15 protein-coding genes are annotated in these 18,352 nt (G+C 57.5%); 11 read left to right on the forward strand and 4 right to left on the reverse strand.

Going from position 1 to position 18,352, the window contains the following annotated elements:
- Positions 1–17: 17 nt before the first annotated feature.
- A complete protein-coding gene (locus NZ705_05190; GenBank protein ID MCS7292356.1) occupies positions 18–3,203 on the reverse strand; it encodes an EAL domain-containing protein in 3,186 nt (1,061 codons plus the stop codon).
- A gap of 66 nt (positions 3,204–3,269) precedes the next feature.
- On the opposite strand from NZ705_05190, the gene NZ705_05195 reads away from it, so the two are divergent.
- The 3 genes from NZ705_05195 to NZ705_05205 are packed head-to-tail and all read left to right on the forward strand — an operon-like array spanning position 3,270 to position 5,133.
- A complete protein-coding gene (locus NZ705_05195; protein ID MCS7292357.1) occupies positions 3,270–3,482 on the forward strand; it encodes an NAD(P)H-quinone oxidoreductase subunit O in 213 nt (70 codons plus the stop codon).
- On the forward strand, positions 3,473–4,129 hold the full coding sequence (locus NZ705_05200) for an SEC59/DGK1/VTE5 family protein (GenBank protein ID MCS7292358.1): 657 nt from the start codon (positions 3,473–3,475) through the stop codon (positions 4,127–4,129). Before NZ705_05195 ends, NZ705_05200 begins: the two co-directional genes overlap by 10 nt.
- A complete protein-coding gene (locus NZ705_05205) occupies positions 4,117–5,133 on the forward strand; it encodes an ABC transporter ATP-binding protein (protein MCS7292359.1) in 1,017 nt (338 codons plus the stop codon). The genes NZ705_05200 and NZ705_05205 overlap by 13 nt, the downstream gene beginning before the upstream one ends.
- Positions 5,134–5,207: 74 nt before the next feature.
- Here NZ705_05205 and NZ705_05210 read toward each other — a convergent pair whose 3' ends face one another.
- A complete protein-coding gene (locus NZ705_05210) occupies positions 5,208–5,708 on the reverse strand; it encodes a hypothetical protein (protein ID MCS7292360.1) in 501 nt (166 codons plus the stop codon).
- A 1,566-nt stretch (positions 5,709–7,274) separates the two neighbouring features.
- Between NZ705_05210 and sat the strand changes: the two genes are divergently transcribed.
- Both sat and NZ705_05220 read left to right on the forward strand, forming a co-directional pair.
- The gene (gene sat / locus NZ705_05215; GenBank protein ID MCS7292361.1) at positions 7,275–8,438 is read left to right on the forward strand and encodes a sulfate adenylyltransferase; all 1,164 of its coding nucleotides are present in this window, start codon (positions 7,275–7,277) and stop codon (positions 8,436–8,438) included.
- A gap of 4 nt (positions 8,439–8,442) precedes the next feature.
- Positions 8,443–10,257: a caspase family protein gene (locus NZ705_05220; GenBank protein ID MCS7292362.1), complete on the forward strand. Its 1,815-nt coding sequence runs from the start codon at positions 8,443–8,445 to the stop codon at positions 10,255–10,257.
- On the opposite strand, the gene NZ705_05225 is transcribed toward NZ705_05220, so the two are convergent.
- Positions 10,238–11,890: a transglutaminase family protein gene (locus NZ705_05225; protein ID MCS7292363.1), complete on the reverse strand. Its 1,653-nt coding sequence runs from the start codon at positions 11,888–11,890 to the stop codon at positions 10,238–10,240. The genes NZ705_05220 and NZ705_05225 overlap by 20 nt on opposite strands.
- Before the next feature lie 131 nt (positions 11,891–12,021).
- Here NZ705_05225 and NZ705_05230 point away from each other — a divergent pair, with 131 nt between their 5' ends.
- Positions 12,022–13,758: a diflavin flavoprotein gene (locus NZ705_05230; GenBank protein ID MCS7292364.1), complete on the forward strand. Its 1,737-nt coding sequence runs from the start codon at positions 12,022–12,024 to the stop codon at positions 13,756–13,758.
- 55 nt (positions 13,759–13,813) lie between these two features.
- The gene (locus NZ705_05235) at positions 13,814–14,023 is read left to right on the forward strand and encodes a hypothetical protein (protein ID MCS7292365.1); all 210 of its coding nucleotides are present in this window, start codon (positions 13,814–13,816) and stop codon (positions 14,021–14,023) included.
- On the opposite strand, the gene NZ705_05240 is transcribed toward NZ705_05235, so the two are convergent.
- The gene (locus tag NZ705_05240) at positions 14,010–15,434 is read right to left on the reverse strand and encodes an aminotransferase class I/II-fold pyridoxal phosphate-dependent enzyme (GenBank protein MCS7292366.1); all 1,425 of its coding nucleotides are present in this window, start codon (positions 15,432–15,434) and stop codon (positions 14,010–14,012) included. The genes NZ705_05235 and NZ705_05240 overlap by 14 nt on opposite strands.
- A 467-nt stretch (positions 15,435–15,901) precedes the next feature.
- On the opposite strand from NZ705_05240, the gene NZ705_05245 reads away from it, so the two are divergent.
- The 4 genes from NZ705_05245 to thiS form a co-directional block, all read left to right on the forward strand.
- On the forward strand, positions 15,902–16,384 hold the full coding sequence (locus tag NZ705_05245; protein ID MCS7292367.1) for an alpha/beta hydrolase: 483 nt from the start codon (positions 15,902–15,904) through the stop codon (positions 16,382–16,384).
- On the forward strand, positions 16,267–17,130 hold the full coding sequence (locus NZ705_05250) for an alpha/beta fold hydrolase (GenBank protein ID MCS7292368.1): 864 nt from the start codon (positions 16,267–16,269) through the stop codon (positions 17,128–17,130). Before NZ705_05245 ends, NZ705_05250 begins: the two co-directional genes overlap by 118 nt.
- 36 nt (positions 17,131–17,166) lie before the next feature.
- Entirely contained in the window at positions 17,167–17,505 is a 339-nt protein-coding gene (locus NZ705_05255) for a hypothetical protein (GenBank protein MCS7292369.1), read from the forward strand.
- Between the two features lie 651 nt (positions 17,506–18,156).
- The coding region (gene thiS, locus NZ705_05260; protein ID MCS7292370.1) for a sulfur carrier protein ThiS at positions 18,157–18,352 on the forward strand (196 nt) is incomplete at its 3' end.

Raw genomic sequence — 18,352 nt, forward strand, 5'->3', positions numbered from 1 at the left:
CCGGTTTCGGGTGACGTTTACTCCCGCACTGCTCGCCAAGGCGGCGCTTGCTGCAAGAGTTTGGTGGCTGCCGCTGCCGGTACAGGCGGTGAAAACCAGTAACCTTGCCCGTAAATCCGGTCCGCTGGGCTAAAGCTCTGCAGGAGGGCCAGTTGTTCCGGGGTTTCAATCCCTTCAGCAATCACATCCTTTTCCAGGGTTAAAGCTAGCGTGATAATGGCTTGCACCAGCGCTCCCCGTTGGGTCATTTGCTGGATAAACAAGCGGTCAATTTTCAAGCAATCCACCGGCAGGCGTTGCAACCGCGCCAGCGATGAATAGCCTGTTCCAAAATCGTCAATACTCACCTGCACCCCCTGTTGCCGCAATTCGCCCAGGGCTTGCCCCACCGTCTGGGGGTCTGCCATCAGGATGCCCTCGGTCACTTCCAGCACCAGTGACTGGGGGGGCAATTGCCAGCGAGCCAATGCCTGAGTGATTTGGGTCACCAAGGTTGAAGTGCGCCGGAATAATCGCCCAGAGAGATTGATGGCTAGGGTCAAATCCGGTCGTTGCTGGCGCCACTGGGCCAGTTGTTGACAGGCGGTTTCCAGCACCCATTCGCTCAGGGGGTGAATCAACCCCGATTCTTCGGCAACGGGGATAAACACGCCCGGCGACACCAAACCCACCCCTGGTTGCTGCCAGCGCACCAAGGCCTCAAAGCCCACAATATCGCCCGTTTGCAGATGCACCACCGGCTGGTAGTACAAAACGAATTCTCCCTGGGCCAGTCCCCGCCGCAGGGCTGTTTCCAGCGCGAGTTGTCCCATCACCTGGGCGTGCATCCCCGGTTGAAACACCTGCACCCCGCAGCGGCCCGCTAGTTTCACCTGGTACATGGCGATGTCGGCGTTGCGCAGGATGTCCGCTGGGCTGTAGTCGGGGTCATCGTTCAAACAAATGCCAATGCTGCTGCTGAGCACCACCTCTTGCCCCTGCAACAAAAAGGGTTCCTGGAGTACCTGCAGTAACCGCTCGGCCTGGGCTACCGCCTCCTGGACACCGCTGATGGGTTCTAGCAGCACCACAAATTCATCACCTCCGATGCGGGCTAGGGTGTCGCTTGGACGCAGGTGTTGCCGCAACCGCCGGGCCACCTCCTGGAGCATTTCGTCCCCTACCGTGTGGCCAAGGCTGTCGTTCACCAGCTTGAAGCGGTCGAGGTCGGTAAACAACACGGCGTAATACTGCCCCGCTGCGGGTTGACATCGCCGGTGGGCCTGATGCAGCCGGTCCATCAGGAAATTCCGATTGGGCAAGCCGGTGAGGGCATCGTGCGTCGCCTCGTAGAGCAGGCGGGCTTCAATTTCCTTTTGGGCCGTGATGTCCCGGTACACCCATACCCGCTCGTCCTTAGCGCTGGCCGTCGTCAAGGAAAGCACGGTCAGTTCGACCCAAAAATCTCGCTGGTCCTTGGTGTACTGCACCAGTTCCACCCGCACCGAGGCCCGCTGTTTAACGGAACTTTGGATGTACTCCCACTGGGTGAGGTCGGTTTTGGGACCGCACAGCTCCCCTAGCCCCCGCTCCTGTAGCTCCGCCAGGGTGTAACCGGTCATGGCTAGAAAGGTGGGATTGGCGTAAATCACCTGACCCTGGCGAGTAATCACAATGCCGTCGTTGGCGCAAACCACCACCGATTCCATGAGCTTCAACTGTTCCTGGGCCTGGTGCGCCGCCGTCACGTCCCGTCCCACCCACTGGAATTCCACAGTTTCGCCTCGGTCGTTGGTAATCGGTTGCACCTGCCACTGCACCCATCCCCAACTGCCGTCGGCCCGCCGCAGGGGTTGTTCACCCGGCGCCAGCACAAAGGTCGTGGCGGGCTGTTGAGCAATCTCGGCTGCCGTCTGGCCCACATAGGCACAAAACGCCGGATTGACAAAGGTGATCTGCCCCTGGGGGGTATGGCGGCAGATGAGTTCCGTTTGCTGCTCGACAATCTGGCGGTAGCGGGTTTCCTGCTGTTGGAGTTGTTCATACAGTTCCCCCCGATGCAGGGCCAGTCCCAGATAATTGGCCACCTGTTGCACCAGATGGGTTTCCGCTTGCGCCCAAGGGCGGGGCTGTTGACAGTGGTGGAGAATGAGCAATCCCCAAAAGTGATCCCGATGGCGAATGGGTACAACCAAGTTTGCTTGCACATGGAACTGTTGCAGCAATGCCCGGTGACAGGGTTGTAAAGGGGCGCTGGTCACATCCTCGATGACGCAAATCCGTCCCTGCCGGTAGGCCGCTAAATACCGCTCATCAAAACAGGGGTCGTAGATTTGGGTGTGCAACAACCGCCAGCGGGGGTCCGCCACTGCCTCCACGGCAAACGTCACGGCCCCATTGGAGGCCACCGGCGCAATCGCCACCCGATCGACCCCTAGCAGCGCCTGCAACTGGGTCACTGCGCACTGCATGATGCGGTCCAGGTCAAACGACTGTAGGATTTCCGTACTTAAGTTGACCAGAAATTGGTTGTACATCCCCTGGAGCTGGGTCGTTTGTTCCGCCTGACGCCGGGCCGTGATGTCCACCGCCGCCCCTAGGAAACCCGCTAGTTTCCCCTGCGCGTTGTAGCGGGGATGCCCTTGACAGGCCAACCACAAGTATTCCCCCTGGGCGTTACGCAGGCGAAATTCCACTCGATAGGATTGCCGGGACGCCACCGCCTGCTGATAAATTCGCCGCAAGTCCGCCTGGTCCTCCGGGTGAACCCAGCGCCACCACCCATCCCCGAGGGCCTCGAGGGGGGACTGCCGAGTGATGGCGGTCCACTGGCTATTGACGTAAAGGATGGCCCCCTGGGGATCCGCTAGCCACAGCAACACCGGCGCAGTGGCTGCCAACTGGCTCAGTTCGGATTCGGGGATGGCCAACCCCACTGCCTGACAGGGCGACAAAGGGCTAAATTCCACGATGTAGGCCGTCTCGCCCACCGTGACCCGCTGATGCTGGGGCGACTGGTACCGCAAGCAAGCCAAGGCCAACGGATGCAGGGATTCCCACGCCGGCGGGGCATAGCCATTGTGGGCTTGGGGATTGAACTCGTGGAACGTGTATTGCCCGTCGGCCTGCTGTTCCACCCATAGCAGGGGGTAGGGAAGCTCGGTGGGGAAAGCCATCGAAAGCGCTGGGGTTGGACTGCCAATGCGCTGAACCCAGCCTAACAAATCCTGAAGGACGTCTCCGTTGTTGTCATAATAAAAAGCGTAAAAGGGCAGTGTGACGGGATGGCGATGGCAATCAAAAAGGGGAGTTTGGTGCGGGTGCAACGGGAACGCCTGGAAAACAGCCTCGAAGCCCAGGCCAGCGACACCCGCTGGTCGGCCTACGTGTTTGAATCACCGGCGGAAGTGCTGGATATTCGCGGCGATTACGTGCAGTTGAAATTCCGCGTGCCCACACCCCCTGTGTGGTTACGGCTGGACCAGGTGGAGGAATGGGCCTAACCATCCCCTGGGGTGCCATCGCCGGGGTAGCCCTGTGGTTGACGCTGGTGCTGGGTCTGGCCCTAGCGATTCAACGCCAGACGACCGCCGACACCGAAACCATCCGCAAGATTGTCCATATCGGCACGGGCAACGTGATCCTGCTGGCCTGGTGGTGGCAAGTCCCCACCTGGCTAGGGATTGGGGCGGCCATCGCTGCGGCCCTTGTCACGGCAGTTTCCCACTGGGTGCCCCTTTTGTCCGTGATTGACAGCGTGAACCGCCGCAGTTGGGGCACATTTTTTTATGCGGTGAGCATCGGGGTGCTGATGGCTTGGTTTTGGCCCAATTTGCAGTACCGATACGCCGTTTTAGGCGTGCTGGTGATGGGCTGGGGCGACGGCTTGGCTGCTGTGGTGGGACGTCGCTGGGGCAAACATCCTTACCGCCTGGCAGGGATTTGCAAAACCTGGGAAGGGTCCTTGACGATGGCGGGAGTGGCTGGGCTATTGACCGGCTGTGTGCTCGGCTGGACGCCCTTGGTGCTGGTAGTCGCCTTGGTGGCCGCCGTTTTAGAGATTTTTTCCTACTACGGCGTGGACAATCTCACCGTTCCCCTGGCAACGGCGGGTGTAGCGTTCTGGTGGCAACGGGCATGGCTCAATTGATTCTGGAACAGGTGACGCAGCGGTTTGGCCGGCTGGTGGCGGTAGCGGACGTCTCGTTGCACATCCCCGATGGGGAATTTTGGGTGTTGATGGGGCCGTCCGGCTGCGGCAAGTCCACGATTTTGCGCACAGTGGCGGGATTATTGCCAGTGCAGCAGGGGCGGATTTTTTTCGGAGACCAGTGTGTCAACCACGTGCCAGCGCGCGAACGGGATGTAGCGATGGTGTTTCAAAACTACGCCCTGTACCCCCACCTGACCGTGGCTGAGAATCTGGAGTTTGGGTTGCGGATGCGGGGTGTGGCTCCGCGGGAACGGCAACAGCGAGTGCAATGGGTCGCCGAGTTGTTGGGGTTAACGGCGTTGCTTGGGAAAAAGCCGGGGCAACTTTCCGGCGGTCAACAACAGCGAGTGGCCTTGGGGCGAGCCATGGTGCGGCAACCCCAGGTGTTCCTATTAGATGAACCCCTCTCCAACTTAGACAGCCGCCTACGGGACCAAACCCGCACCGAATTGAAGCGATTGCACCAGCAGTTTCCCGTCACCACGCTCTATGTCACTCACGACCAGACCGAAGCCATGACACTGGCGGACCAACTGGTGGTGATGCACCAGGGGCGCGTGCAACAGGTGGGTTCTCCGCAGCAGTTGTACCAACAACCGGCGAATAAAACCGTGGCCTTGTTTCTGGGCCATCCCCCCATGAATCTGTTGCCGGCTTGGCTTTTCCCTGGCGTGCCCTCCACTGTGGAGGTCGGCGTACGTCCCGAAGCGGTGGAGGTAACCGCCCCAGAGCAAGGGCACCTGCGAGGCCAGGTCAGCGTGGTTGAACCCCTGGGAGATGTGAATTTAGTGCAAGTTGAGCTGGAGCGGGATGTATCGCTGTGGCTCAAAACCCGCTGCGAAGTGCGCCCTCAGGAATGGCTGGGGCTACGCATTCCCGAGGTCAAGCGCTATTACTTTGACGTCGCCACCGGGCAGAGTCGCTTGTTCACGAGCGTCTAGGTTGCAACGGTGGTGCTGGAATAGATTTCGGCATGGTTGGAGACCGACCTCCAACTTGATATTTCTCAGTAGCTCTAAGGGGGCGTTGCATAAACAGTCCAGTAACCAACGTTATTGGAACCATAGCCGCCGTCTCCCCAACCTGTCTCCCAGGAATTTTTGATTCTCCAGGCTTGACGCTTGTCATCCCAACCAACCAATTGCACTGCATGATTGGTTCGGTCTCCCAACTGAGGAACCTCCTCCTCATAGGTGCCGTTACCGACGAGATTGCCCCCTGCAATATCTGAAGATTTCTCTGTGACGAAGCCCCAGGCTAGCAGTGGCGGCACAGGCCCCTTTTGCACATCACCTTTGCAGGGAGTTTGTTGACCTCCCTCGTAGGGATAGTTTGCTTGCTGAACGAGATTGTTAGCCACCATCCACTGCAAGGCCCCTAATGTTGTATCAGCGGGAGGCAATTCACAGACATCTGCACCAGAATAACTCAAAATCTGCTGCTCAGAGAGATTAGCTATGGAAAAAACTGGCGCTTTCTGCGACAGCCGTTGCCGCCCACGCCCAGCAATCGCCACAGCCCTGTCCGTTGGTCTCCGGGAGAATGACCTTGTCATGATAGACATAAGTTTTCACTTTGGGGTCGCAGGGAGGCCTATCAAAATGTTGCGCCGTTGTAAATCCTGGAAGTAAAGTTGACAGATACGGCAGGCTTGTTGATTGATGGCTGGAATTCTTTATCGTGCGGTGCAGAGCCAGTTAAGGTGGATAGAGGACGCCCCGACACCGGCGTAAGGCTGGCTTTGTATTTGTAGCCTCGGCGCTAGATTTCTATACGTTGCTGGATAAGATGCTGGTTCCAAGCTGCGCAATAACTCTGGTGAAATGTCAGGGCTGGGTTGTAATCACCATGATGCCCCCAGCTCCAAGGGCAGCAAGGCAAGCCAACCCAAGGCGATTCATCAAACAGCTCCTGTGGATGCGCTAAAGAGAGCCTAAAGTTAGGACTTAGGACTGAGAGTACTGGCAAACAGATGCTCAAACTGGCTCATTTACCAATAAAAATCTAAGTTTGTGGTTACTTGAGTAAGTAAAATGCTCCGAATACACTGACGAGTTCTATTGACAAACTAAGTCATCCCCACACCATTTCCAGTCTCAACACTTGCTATAGCTAAAAACATTCAGTCTGACGTAAAATAAGGCTGAACGGTTACGGAGCGATGTCTATGCCTTACAGCACGGGTCTGCGTCAGAAAGCCATTGAAGCGGTCGTAGGGAGTACAACACTTGTCGGAGTGAGATATCGCACGTTACTCTGAAACCGGTGATTGTTTACCAAAAGGGGCATAGTCATAAATTTCGCAAGTTTGTCCGGGCAAATCCCAGTCTGACTCAGAAGGAAATGGTGGCTAGTATGACGATTTGTAGGACGCTTAATCCTACCAAGAGCAAGACGAATAAGAGCGACAGGCGTATCTAGAGAGAATGAAGGATGTGAAGCCGTAGACCAATCCGGCATTGACCAGCGAGCAGTTTATGCGTATGGCTGGGGTGTAAAAGGGGAGAGAGTCTATGGCAAAAAGATGGGTAGACAACGTGAAAGGGTTAGTATGATGGGTGGTTACTATAGCTGAGCACAGAATGCTTGACATGGGCAGCAACCGGAAACCTACATGTTTTCCTATTGGTTGCTTCTCAAGCGCGACAACCTAAATGTTTCCTGCTATATTTGGGGAGATTAATTGAGCCATTGACATGGATAGGTAACTGCAATTTACAGGTGGTTTTAACCTGGTTACGTGAGTGGTTACTACCAGCCATTGGACCCGGTAGAAAGATGGTGTTGGATAATGCTAGTTGCCATCGGTCTAAGGTCATCAAGCAAGTGGTGGAGTCGGCTGGGTGTGAACTGATACATTTGCCCAGATATTCGCCAAATTCGCATCCGATTGATTGAGCAAAAGGTGCGTAAGTTACAGGTAAGTCCAATCAAAAATCTGCAATCTTTGGTCAATGGAACTATCCGTAGATTGTGTTAAGTTTTGTGATTTTAGCTATACTCATGAAACGGGCGGTAAGCATTTGTACCCGGTTATACCGTTGAAAAAATCCGGTAGGATACAAGCAGTGGTGGATTGCTGGTGGAACCGGTGTACGCAGGACCTGCGCCCCATGGGGGGGTGTTGATCAATCGGCTGGTGTCAGGGCAAGAGCGGGCGCTGTGGGAAGAACGTACTCGTGCGGCTCCCCGTATCCCCTTGAGCGAGCGGGCCATGTCGGATGTAGAGATGATCGCCACAGGGGGGTTTAGCCCGTTGACAGGATTTATGAACCAGGCGGATTACCAGGCCGTGGTGGAGACCATGCACTTGCCCAGCGGGTTGCCCTGGAGTATGCCGATTACGTTGGGGGTATCGGAAACGTTGGCTGCATCCTTGCGGGAAGGGATGTGGGTGCGACTGCACAGTCCCCAGGGCCTGGACGTCGGCGTGATGGAAATTCAAGACATTTATCGCCCCGACCGGGAACGGGAAGCCCAAAAGGTCTATAAAACCACGGAAATGGCTCATCCCGGCGTCCAGGCATTGTATGAACAGGGACCTGTGTACCTGGGGGGACCCCTCTGGGTATGGGAATTACCGGCACCACCCTTTCCCCAATATCACTTGCCCCCCGCCAAGAGCCGCCAAGTGTTTCAGGAGCGGGGCTGGCGAACCGTTGTGGGGTTCCAAACCCGCAATCCCATTCACCGCGCCCACGAGTACATCCAGAAATGCGCTTTAGAGATTGTGGACGGCTTGTTTTTGCATCCGTTGGTGGGGGCTACCAAAAGTGATGACATCCCGGCGGATGTGCGCATGCGCTGTTACGAAGTGGTGATTGAGCATTACTTCCCCAAGGAGCGGGTGGTGCTGGGGGTGAATCCAGCGGCGATGCGTTATGCCGGACCCCGCGAAGCGATTTTCCACGCCCTGGTGCGCAAAAACTATGGCTGTACCCACTTCATCGTTGGGCGGGACCACGCGGGTGTGGGCAATTACTACGGCACCTACGAAGCCCAGGAAATTTTCCGGGAGTTTGACCCGCAGGCGCTGGGAATCACCCCCCTGTTTTTTGAACATGCGTTTTACTGCACCCGCACCCAGAGCATGGCCACCAGCAAGACCAGCCCTAGCCGTCCCGAAGAGCGGATTCATCTATCGGGTACCAAGGTGCGGGAGTTGTTGCGCCGGGGCGAACCCTTGCCGCCGGAATTTAGTCGGCCCGAAGTGGCAGCGATTTTGATGGCCGCGATGCGGGAGTAAACCCATGGGCTACAGCCGACGGTCACTGATCCAGGCGGCGCTCGCAGGGATCGGATTCACCCTTGGGCGGGCGCAACGGGTTTTGGCGGCTCCGACATCCCGCAAGCTGGCGTTGCTGGTGGGCATCAACCAGTACCCCAATGCCACCAAAACCCCATCCCTGTCCGGCTGCGTCACCGATGTGTGGTTGCAACGGGAATTGCTGTGCGGGCGATTCGGGTTTGAGCCGGCGGACGTGTTGACGTTGACCGATGCGCAGGCCACCCGCGACCAGATTGCCCAGGCGTTTCGGGAGCATTTGCACCAGCAAGCCCGGCCCGGCGACGTAGTGGTGGTGCATTTCAGCGGCTATGGCAGTCGGGATGGTCAACCAGCGCTGTTGCCCCACGATGGCTTACAAACTCCTACCTGGATCACGGAAGCCGAATGGCTGGAATGGTTGCGGCAACTGCCTACCGACCAGGTGATGACGGTGCTGGATACCGGCTACGACTATCCGGGGAGTTTTGCCTGTGGGAATGTGCGGGTGCGGGCCTGTCCCCCCATCGTGTCGCTGGATGAATCGCGCCAGTTCCCCAACGCCCCCAAACCGCCAGGTGTGTTGATTCGCGCCGCCCGTCCCGGTACGGTGGCCACCGAAGCCCTCTGGCCAGGATTTAGCGCCGGGACCCTGACCTATGCCCTGACCCAAACCCTGTGGGGAAGTACCTCCGGCTCGGTGCTAGTGGATGTGGCGGCGCAAATTGCCCAGACGGTGGGTTCCCAGCAAACGCCGGAAGTGGTGGGTTCCCCCCAGCGGTTGCCGGTGGCACCTAGAGCAGCCGGACGAGTGGTGGATGTGAACGACAGTGATGTCGCTTGCGTGCTGGCGGGGGTCCCCCCCTGGTTGCTGGCTCATCTCGCACCGGAATCCCAACTGGTGACAGTGCAGGGAACGCCTTTGACGGTGCGCACGCGCCAGGGGTTATTGGTGAAAGCCACAGCCCAAGGGCCGGTGCAAGTCGGGGAATGGGTGCAGGAACGGGTGCGCGTCATTCCCAGCCACATCCAACTGACGGTGGCCCTGGATACCAATCTGGAGCGAATTGAACGGGTGGATGCCACCAGCGCTTTGGATAACTTGGGTTATGTGCGGACGGTGAAAGCTGGGGAACAAAGCGCCGACTGCTTGTTTGGACGGGTGACGCCGACTACCTACGGGTTGTTTTCACCGGGGCATGACCTCTTTCCGGGAACTGAAGGCGCCGCCGATGAAACGGTTAAAGCCGCTATCAAACGACTCACTCCCCATTTCCACACGCTGCTGGCGGCCAAATTCCTAGCGTTGACTGACAATCCGGCTCATCCCTTCGCCACGACGGTTCACCTGCGCCGGGATAACACCTTGTTGCTCAGCCAGACCTCGGTTCCCGCCGCAACCCCACCGGCCAACAACGGCATTTTGTCCTTACCGACTGTGCCCGCTGGCAGCTCCTTAACCTGTCAGATCACTCACCGGGCGGTACAACCCTTGGCCGTTTTGCCTTTGACTGTTCACCCGAGCCAGTTCATCCAGACCTACCCTGTGCAGACGCTGTTGCCGGACACGCCCACCACCTTGACCGTCAACGCACCTTCCCACCCCGGCTTGGCCGAGCTCCGTTTGCTCCTCAGTCCGGTGGCCTGGCCGGCTTCGCTCCCACCTGAACCCCTGTCCCTGGCCCAAGCGGTTCTCCAGCACTTGCACAGCGTCAGCAACCCGAGCAACCCCAGCAAAGACACCTACAGCTTGGACACCAGCACCTGGGCCGGTTTGACGTTTATTTATCGGGTGGGGTAGGCGGGGCAATTTCCTCGTAAATGACGCAGCGAATGTAGTTAATCGCCAAATCCCCCAATCCCACGTCGGGGCGCGAACCATCCGCCAAACGAATCCGCTCAAAGCGAATCCCCCGGCCCAACTCCAGGTGAAACCAGCCCAAGCCCAGGAAAAACCGCTGCAACTGCAACCAGGGCCGGTCTTGCAGATGGTCGGTGTTGGATTCCAAGGGCAACCAGCCCCGCCCGGGCCAATACACCTCCAGCCACACGTGGTTGAACTGGGGCAGCAAGGGAACGTGTTTTAACTCCGGCGTTCGGGGGCATTTGTAGCGTCCCGCCGTCCGGCAGGCAATGCCATTGAGCCGTAGCAGCGCCAGCAACAACCCCACGTATTCCCCACAGGAACCCGTGCCCCGTTGCAGGACAATGTGCGGCGGGTCAATGGTGCCTTTCATCTGGTAGCGCAGCCGGTCATAGACATAGTTGCGAATCGCCCGCAGCTTTTCGGGAAACGTTTGCGCACCCGCCACCGCCTCCTTGGCCGCCTGTTGGATGATGGGCTGGTCCATGCTCAGGTCGTCGTCGTCCACCAGGTAGCGCTGTTGCATCTCTGGCTCCAGGGGCGGGACCGACTCGCTGGCACCGGGGGGAATGTGGTACTTGATGCTAAAGACCTCCAACACCGCTTTCCAACCGAACACCAGGGCTTGCCGCTCATCCAACCGGTCAAACCGAAACACGGCCACCGGCTGTCCCTCCTCCCATTCCAGTTCAAAGGGCCGCCCTACCGGTTCAACAGAACGCACCCGCTGGCGGTCGGTCGTTGCGGGCAAGGCAATCCGCCATTCCAACTGTTCCAAGGTCACGGCCTCCACCGGCGACCACTCCTCGATGTAGCTCAACTCCAGGACAAAGCCATTGCTCAGGGTGTAGTGCCCGTCGGGGTAGTAATGAAACACCAGGGGATGGATAAACACCCGGTCCCGAAACCCCAACTGCAACGGCGGGCTGGCATTGGGTTCGTCGCGGATGTAGGGTTCCTCGTCGCTGTAGGCCACGTAATAGCGTCCTTGCCACTGGGTTAGCCCCACTGGATGCTCGTAGGGCGTGATCACGGTCAATTCCACCTGACCGGTTTCAGGATGCAGTTGATAAACGCTCTGTTCGGTGTCATCGCAGGCCCACAGGGTCTCCCCAATAAACGTCAACTGGATCACCCCCACGCCTGGTGCTGGCCAGTCCCGCAGTTTTCCTTGTTCCAAGTCCACAACCCAGAGACACCCCCGCCCGCGACTGCTCAGGTACAACCGCTTCCCCAGCTTGGCAATGCCTTCGACCCGGTCCGGCAACGTCCACACCAACTGGGGTTCCGCCAGATGCCACAGCGTGTCGGTGATATGGCACGTGCTGGTGTACACCTGGTCCCCATCCGTAAACCAGAGCGTTTCTCCCTCCAGGTACCAGCCGCCAATGTCCCGCAGGTAGTGGGTTGTGTCTCGATTCAGAATGCGTAGGTTTTCCGTGTGGGGGTCCATCAGCGCCAGGTAACCCGAGCGGGGGTCGAGCGTTAAGAGCTGGTCGCGCCAAACCGTCAAGCCTTGTAAACTCCGCAGGACAGGGGGTCGCAGGGTACGAAACAGGGGATTGGCCATGCTCCATGCCAGGTTTTGATAATTTTCCATTATCCCTCAGTTCATTAAAAACAAAGGTTCTTCCGTGCCGAGCCACCCCGGTTCCATTACCATAAAAGGAGAAATCATAAAAAAATGTAAACAAAGGGGGGATGGACATGGTGACCACCGCCACACCACCAAAGTCAAAACGCTTATCCCTGCAAGTAGAAACCATTGGTGCAGATACCACAGCGATTCGTTCCCTAGACTGGGACCGCGACCGGTTTGATATTGAATTTGGGTTACAGAACGGCACCACCTACAACTCATTTTTGATCCAAGCGGACAAAACCGCCCTGGTGGACACCTCCCACGCCAAGTTTCGGGAATTGTACATCCCTCGGTTACAAGAACTGATTGACCTGCAAACTCTGGACTATCTCATCATCAGCCACACGGAACCCGACCACAGTGGCTTGGTGCGAGACATTCTGGAGTTGGCGCCCCAGGTGACAGTAGTGGGGTCCAAAGTAGCGCTGCAATTTTTGGATGATTTTGTGCATCGGCCCTATCAACGCTGGCAGGTGAAACAGGGCGACCAGATTGACCTGGGCCGGGGGCATGTATTGGAATTCATCAGCGCTCCCAACCTGCACTGGCCCGATACGATGTTGACCTGGGACCATGCCACCCGGATTCTGTTCACCTGCGACGTGTTTGGGATGCACTATTGCCGCGAGACCTTGTACGACGAATCCCTGACTGAAATTGAAGATGACTTTCGTTACTACTACGACTGTTTGATGGGACCCAACGCGCGGTCGGTGCTGGCGGCCTTGAAACGGTTAGCCCCCCTGGGTCAACCCAGCCTGATTGCCACGGGTCACGGCCCCTTGTTGCGCTATCACATTCCCGATTGGATCGACCGCTATCGCCACTGGAGCGAAAACCAGGAAAAAAGTGGCACCACAATTGCCGTCTTCTACGTGGCGGACTACGGCTACAGCGACCGGCTCTCGCAAGCCATTGCCCACGGGATCACCAAGACCGGCACGGCGGTGGAAATGGTGGATATGAAAGCAGCGGAATTGCAGGACGTGCGGGAACTGGTAGAGCGCAGCCAGGGCGTGGTGATTGGCATGCCACCAGTCAGTGGCGAGTGGGCGGAGCACCTGCGGGCGGTGATTGGCACAATCCTGGGTTCGGTTCACGCCAAGCAGAGCTTCGGCCTGTTTGAATCTGGCGGGGGCCAGGACGACAATATACACCTGCTGGCGGCCAAGCTGCGGGATTTAGGGTTAACCATGGCGTTTCCCCCGCTACGGCTAGACAGCGCCCCTACCCCGGCGACCTACCAGCGGGCGGAAGAAGCGGGTACTGACTTGGGGCAATGGGTCAACCGCGACCGCACCATCCAGCAGATGAAATCCCTCGATAACGACCTCGACCGGGCCTTGGGGCGGTTGAGTAGTGGGCTATACATCATTACCGCACGCCAGGGTGACCGCAGTGGAGCGATGTTGGCCAGTTGGGTGAGCCAGGCGAGTTTCCAGCCCCTGGGATTGACCATCGCCGTTGCCAAAGACCGGGCCATCGAAGCCTTGATGCAGGTGGGCGATACCTTTGTCCTAAACGTTTTGGAAGCGGGCAATTACCAGCATCTGATGAAACATTTCTTGAAGCGATTTGGTCCTGGGGAAGACCGCTTTGCGGGGGTGAAAACCCAACCGGCGAAAAACGGTTCTCCCATTCTCGCCGAAGCGCTGGCCTACCTAGAATGCACCGTCGCCAGCCGCATGGAGTGTTCCGACCACTGGATCGTCTATGCCACGGTGCAGGACGGGCGGGTTGCCAAACCGGATGGCTTGACGGCAGTTCACCATCGCAAAGTCGGGAATCACTACTAAATCGCCACCGGCAGGGATATTTGCGGTTTAATCATAGGGTGATCCCGATGGAGAGATGCCCATGAAACCGCAGTTCCCGAAAGGGTGGCTTTATCCTGGTCTGATGGCCCTGTCCAGTTGGGTGGTGATTGCCCAGCAGTCCAGCCCCGACATTCTGGCTGACATCAGCAACGCCTGGAATAACTTCATCGAATCGGGGCAGTGGGTGGCTTTGCTGGTCGGTCTGGTGCTGGGGTACTTGATCCGCATGTTCACCAGTTACTGAGCACCGCTATCTGCTGCTCCTGCAGGCCAATGATTTGCCCCCCCAAGCGCTGGATCGTTGTTAGATACTCGCTGACCTCGGCTGTGATTAATTCTCCTGGCAGCAACACCGGTATTCCTGGCGGGTAAGGACTAACCACCGCCCCGCTGACGCGACCCACGGCAGCGGACCAGGGAACCAGGGTGTGGGGCGCAAAAAACGCTTCCCGGAGCGATAAGACTGCTTTGGTTACAGGGGGCAACGGTACAGGCGGCAATGGCTGGGGCTGGGGTGACCTCTGGGCTAGAGCCGAGACCAGGGCTTGGCAATCCGCATCGCTGTGCCAGGGCGTCAGGATAAACGTCACATCGCTGTAATCGGGACATTCGGCGGTGATGCGGTGCTGCGTATGTAACCACTCATCCAGAGCAAACCCCGTCAGACCCAGGCGCTGGGTTTGAATCACCAAACGGGTCGGGTCTTGGGCAGCAAATCCAGGAATAGCAGTATCAATTCTCAGGACTTGATAACCTGGCAATTGCTGAATCTGGTCTATTAGCCAACCCACGCGGTTCAATAGGGCCTCAAACAGTGGCTCCCCTTGGGCCGCCATTTGTTCAGCGCTGGCCGCTAAAGACGCCAAAAGCAGGTAGCTGGGGCTAGTGGTCTGGATCAAGTTCAAACACTGCTGGACGCGCTGGGGCGATACCCGTGTCCCCTGGAGATGCAACAGCGCCGATTGGGTCAACGACGTCAGTACCTTATGGGTGGAATGAATCACTAGGTCTGCGCCGCTGGTCAAAGCCGACGGGGGTAACGCCGGATGGAACGGGAAATGGGCGCCATGGGCTTCATCAACGATCACCGGAACATGGTGTTGATGAGCAATGGCAACACATTCGGCCACCGGGCCACACACCCCTTTGTACGTTGGGGAATGGAGCACCACTGCTGTGATGTTGGCCGTTCCCGATTGCTGGAAGGCCGCTGTCAATTGCGCTGGCGTTATCCCCCCCCACACTTGCTGTTGCGCATCCCAGGCGGGTGTGAGAAAGATGGGTTCAGCGCCTGTGAGCATCAGGCCATGAATGACTGATTGATGGGCATTCCGGGGTAGGATGACTTGTCCCCCTGGGCGATGTACAGCCAGGAGAGCCGCTAACACCCCCGCCGTGGCCCCGTTCACCAAAAACCACGTGTGTTGCGCTCCAAAGATTTCAGCGACGCGCGCTTGAGCGTCCCGGAGCAATCCGTCCGGTTGCGCCAGGTTATCCAAACCAGGAATTTCACTCAAATCCGCTTGAAAGACCGCCTCTCCCCACCACTGGCGTAAACCGTCTGGCGCACCCTTGCCCCGTTGATGCCCTGGCGTATGAAAACCCCTGTATCCTCGGGCCAGGTGTTGCAGTTGTTGCACCAGTCTGGGAACCATTGCTGCCAACCTGCTATAGCTAAGCTGCTTTAGTTTGTCAGAAAGAGGAGAGGAAACCCAAAGGCGGGGCCGTGCTCCGGGACTCAAGGGCTGACAACCATAGATGGCTTGGCTATATCTTGACAAGGGGTGTTATCGTGATTCTCCCTCCATGATGCGACGGTGGGGTTGGTCGGTGCTAGGAGCCATGCTTTTGACGCTGGGCGGGGGACGAGTCCAGGCTGCCGAAACTTTACTGCTCAGCTATGGCCCTTTAGAATTTGCCGTCACGGTGGCCAACCTGGAAACTTACATCCAAACCGGACAGGTGCCCAGCCGTTTTCAGCCGCTGGTGGTCCAGTTACCCGCTGCGGAGTTAGCCCGTTTCACTGCCACCCTGCAACAACCGATTGCTGTCGCCCCAGAAGCTGTGGAGCGGGTCTTTGGCACCTCCACCGGGCGGGTGTTATTGAACCGTCTCGGTTTAGTTGTACAAACAGAACGGGGTGAAAGCCGATGCCCTGAAAACCGCTACGCTGCGGGCGGCTCAACAACCCGGCGGTGTAACTTTTTTGCGGATATTGCGGGAATTTCCAGGCACGACTATCCGGCTGAATCTGGTGCGCGGTTTAGCTGTTATCACCGAAGTCAATCGCTACATCACCCAAGTCAACCATGCCCTGGCCGTCTTGAACCAGGAATTTCTCCAGCAGGCTCGTCGCCAGTCCCTACCCCCCAATCTTCCCGATTTAACCCAGCGCGGTCCTGTCACTTGGCAGGTCAAAGACCTGACTCTAACCGACACCCGTCGCCAGCGCAACCCAACCCGCCCACCGTTGTCATTTCCCACGGCCTGGGGGACAGTCGCCAGAGTTTTGCCTATCTCGCTGAACATCTGGCATCTTATGGGTTGGCCGTCGTTTTACCCGAACACCCTGGCAGTGATGCTCGCCGCCTGCAACAGGTGTTAGACGGTCAAGCGAACGAATACATCATTCCCCAGGAGTTGGTGGACCGGCCCCAAGACATCCGCTTTGTGCTGGACGCCCTTGCCGACCAACCCATTAACCGAGAGCGAGTCCTGGTGGTCGGACATTCCTACGGGGGCTACACAGCGCTGGCCGTGGGGGGTGCCCGGTTGAATCTAGCCCATTTATCCCAAGTGTGCGCCCAGGTAGAGCAGGGAGTGGCCCTGAATCTGTCGCTGTTACTGCAATGCCCAGGCCGGCGCTTGTCCAATCCTCCGGTGCAGTTTCGCGATGAACGGGTGGTGGGTGTCGTGGCAATTAACCCGGTCGGCAGCGACCTATTCGGTCCTACTGGTTTGGCCCAGGTGAAAGTCCCTACCCTCATCGTAGCTGCCACTCAAGACGTCGCTGCGCCAGCCTTGGATGAACAAATTTTGCCGTTGACCTGGCTCGGCAGCCCCCAGCGATATTTAGCCCTCATTGAAGGCGCCAGCCATTTTTCCGTGCTGGGACAGAATACAACCGGCATTCCCTTACCGATTGACGTGGTTGGTCCAGCGCCGGAAGTTGCCCAGTTGTATATCAACGTTCTGACGTTGGCCTTTGCCCAGGTACATCTAGCCCAACGGAGCGAATTTGCCCCTTTTCTCACCGCCGCCTATGCCCGGCGATTGACGCGCAATCCCTTGCCCTTGCAGTTGGTGAGTAACCCGCCGGTCACACCTTTACAACAGGCCCTCGCCCCCTGAAGGGTACACTAGCCATAGGTGAAACACAGGTGGTCAATGCAAGCGGAACTGACACCCCAAGACTTTCAGCAACAGGTGCTTACGGAACTGCGCAACATCAATGGCCGGTTGGACCAGCTTGAGAACCGCATGGACCGGCTCGAAAGCCGTATGGATCAGCTGGAAAGCCGCATGGACCGATTGGAGAGCCGGATGGATAAGCTCGAGAACCGGATGGATAAGCTGGAAATCGAACTGAGCGCCTACACAAAAGGTTTAGATGGCATGGTGCGCATGGCTACAACGATTGTGATTACTGCTGGTGCTGCCGTCATCTTTGCTCCTCTGATCAAGGAACTGGCCCCTGCGATTGCCAGCCTACTTAAAAGCGCTTAGGTATTGTGGCTGTGATAACCGTTTGGTGATTCCCAGATGTACGCACCTACTTGGGAATTGAACGCACCCCTAACCCTAACTTTTTCTGGGAGTGCCAAGTTTCATTACCTGCTTTGAGTGACCAAGAAACGCGTCATGTCAACCATCTCAGCGAGCGTTACCTGCATTACTTGGAAGAAGGAGAGGTCAGCGAGGGAACGTTGAACATTATTTTGCTTGCTCCTCTGCTAGATGGTTTAGGATTGTGCGATCCGCCTTATCATGTCCGCGGTGAAACGTGGGTGTCTATTGAAACCACAGTGGATACCGATGAGAGGAGAGTGCCCTGGAAGGACGGATTCGTGCCTTGACGGTTCGGGAACAGTTTTGGTTGGTTCTCATCGCAGGCAAGCGGGGTGGCTTTAATGTTCTCCAAGCCCTAGCCTATAGGTCTGCATCGCCCCAGTTTCCCGTGTTCGGATTAGCAACGAATGGTTTTGATGATGTATTTATCAAACTAGAGGGAAAAAAGTTTGCCCTTTCCCATAACTTTACACTGCTGGCGGATGCGGAGCACAATTTACTTAGGGTGGCCCAGATTCTCAAACACCCAGTCGAGCCATCATTCCGCTAGCATGTCAATCGGTCCATTTTTTCTCTCTCGAAACAGCGATGGATGCGACCGCAACCTTCTGGCTCAACGGCGAAAGCTATCCATGCCGACCGCACCTGTCTCTGGCGCAGGTGTTACAGGAGCGGGGTTGGCAGCAAAAACCAGTGGTGATTGAGTACAACGGTGAAATTCTCCACCGGCCCTTCTGGTCAGAAACCCTGATCCAGCCCGGCGACCGCATCGAAGTTGTCACCA

The sequence above is a fragment of the Gloeomargarita sp. SKYB120 genome (assembly GCA_025062155.1).
Classification (GTDB): Bacteria; Cyanobacteriota; Cyanobacteriia; order Gloeomargaritales; family Gloeomargaritaceae; genus Gloeomargarita.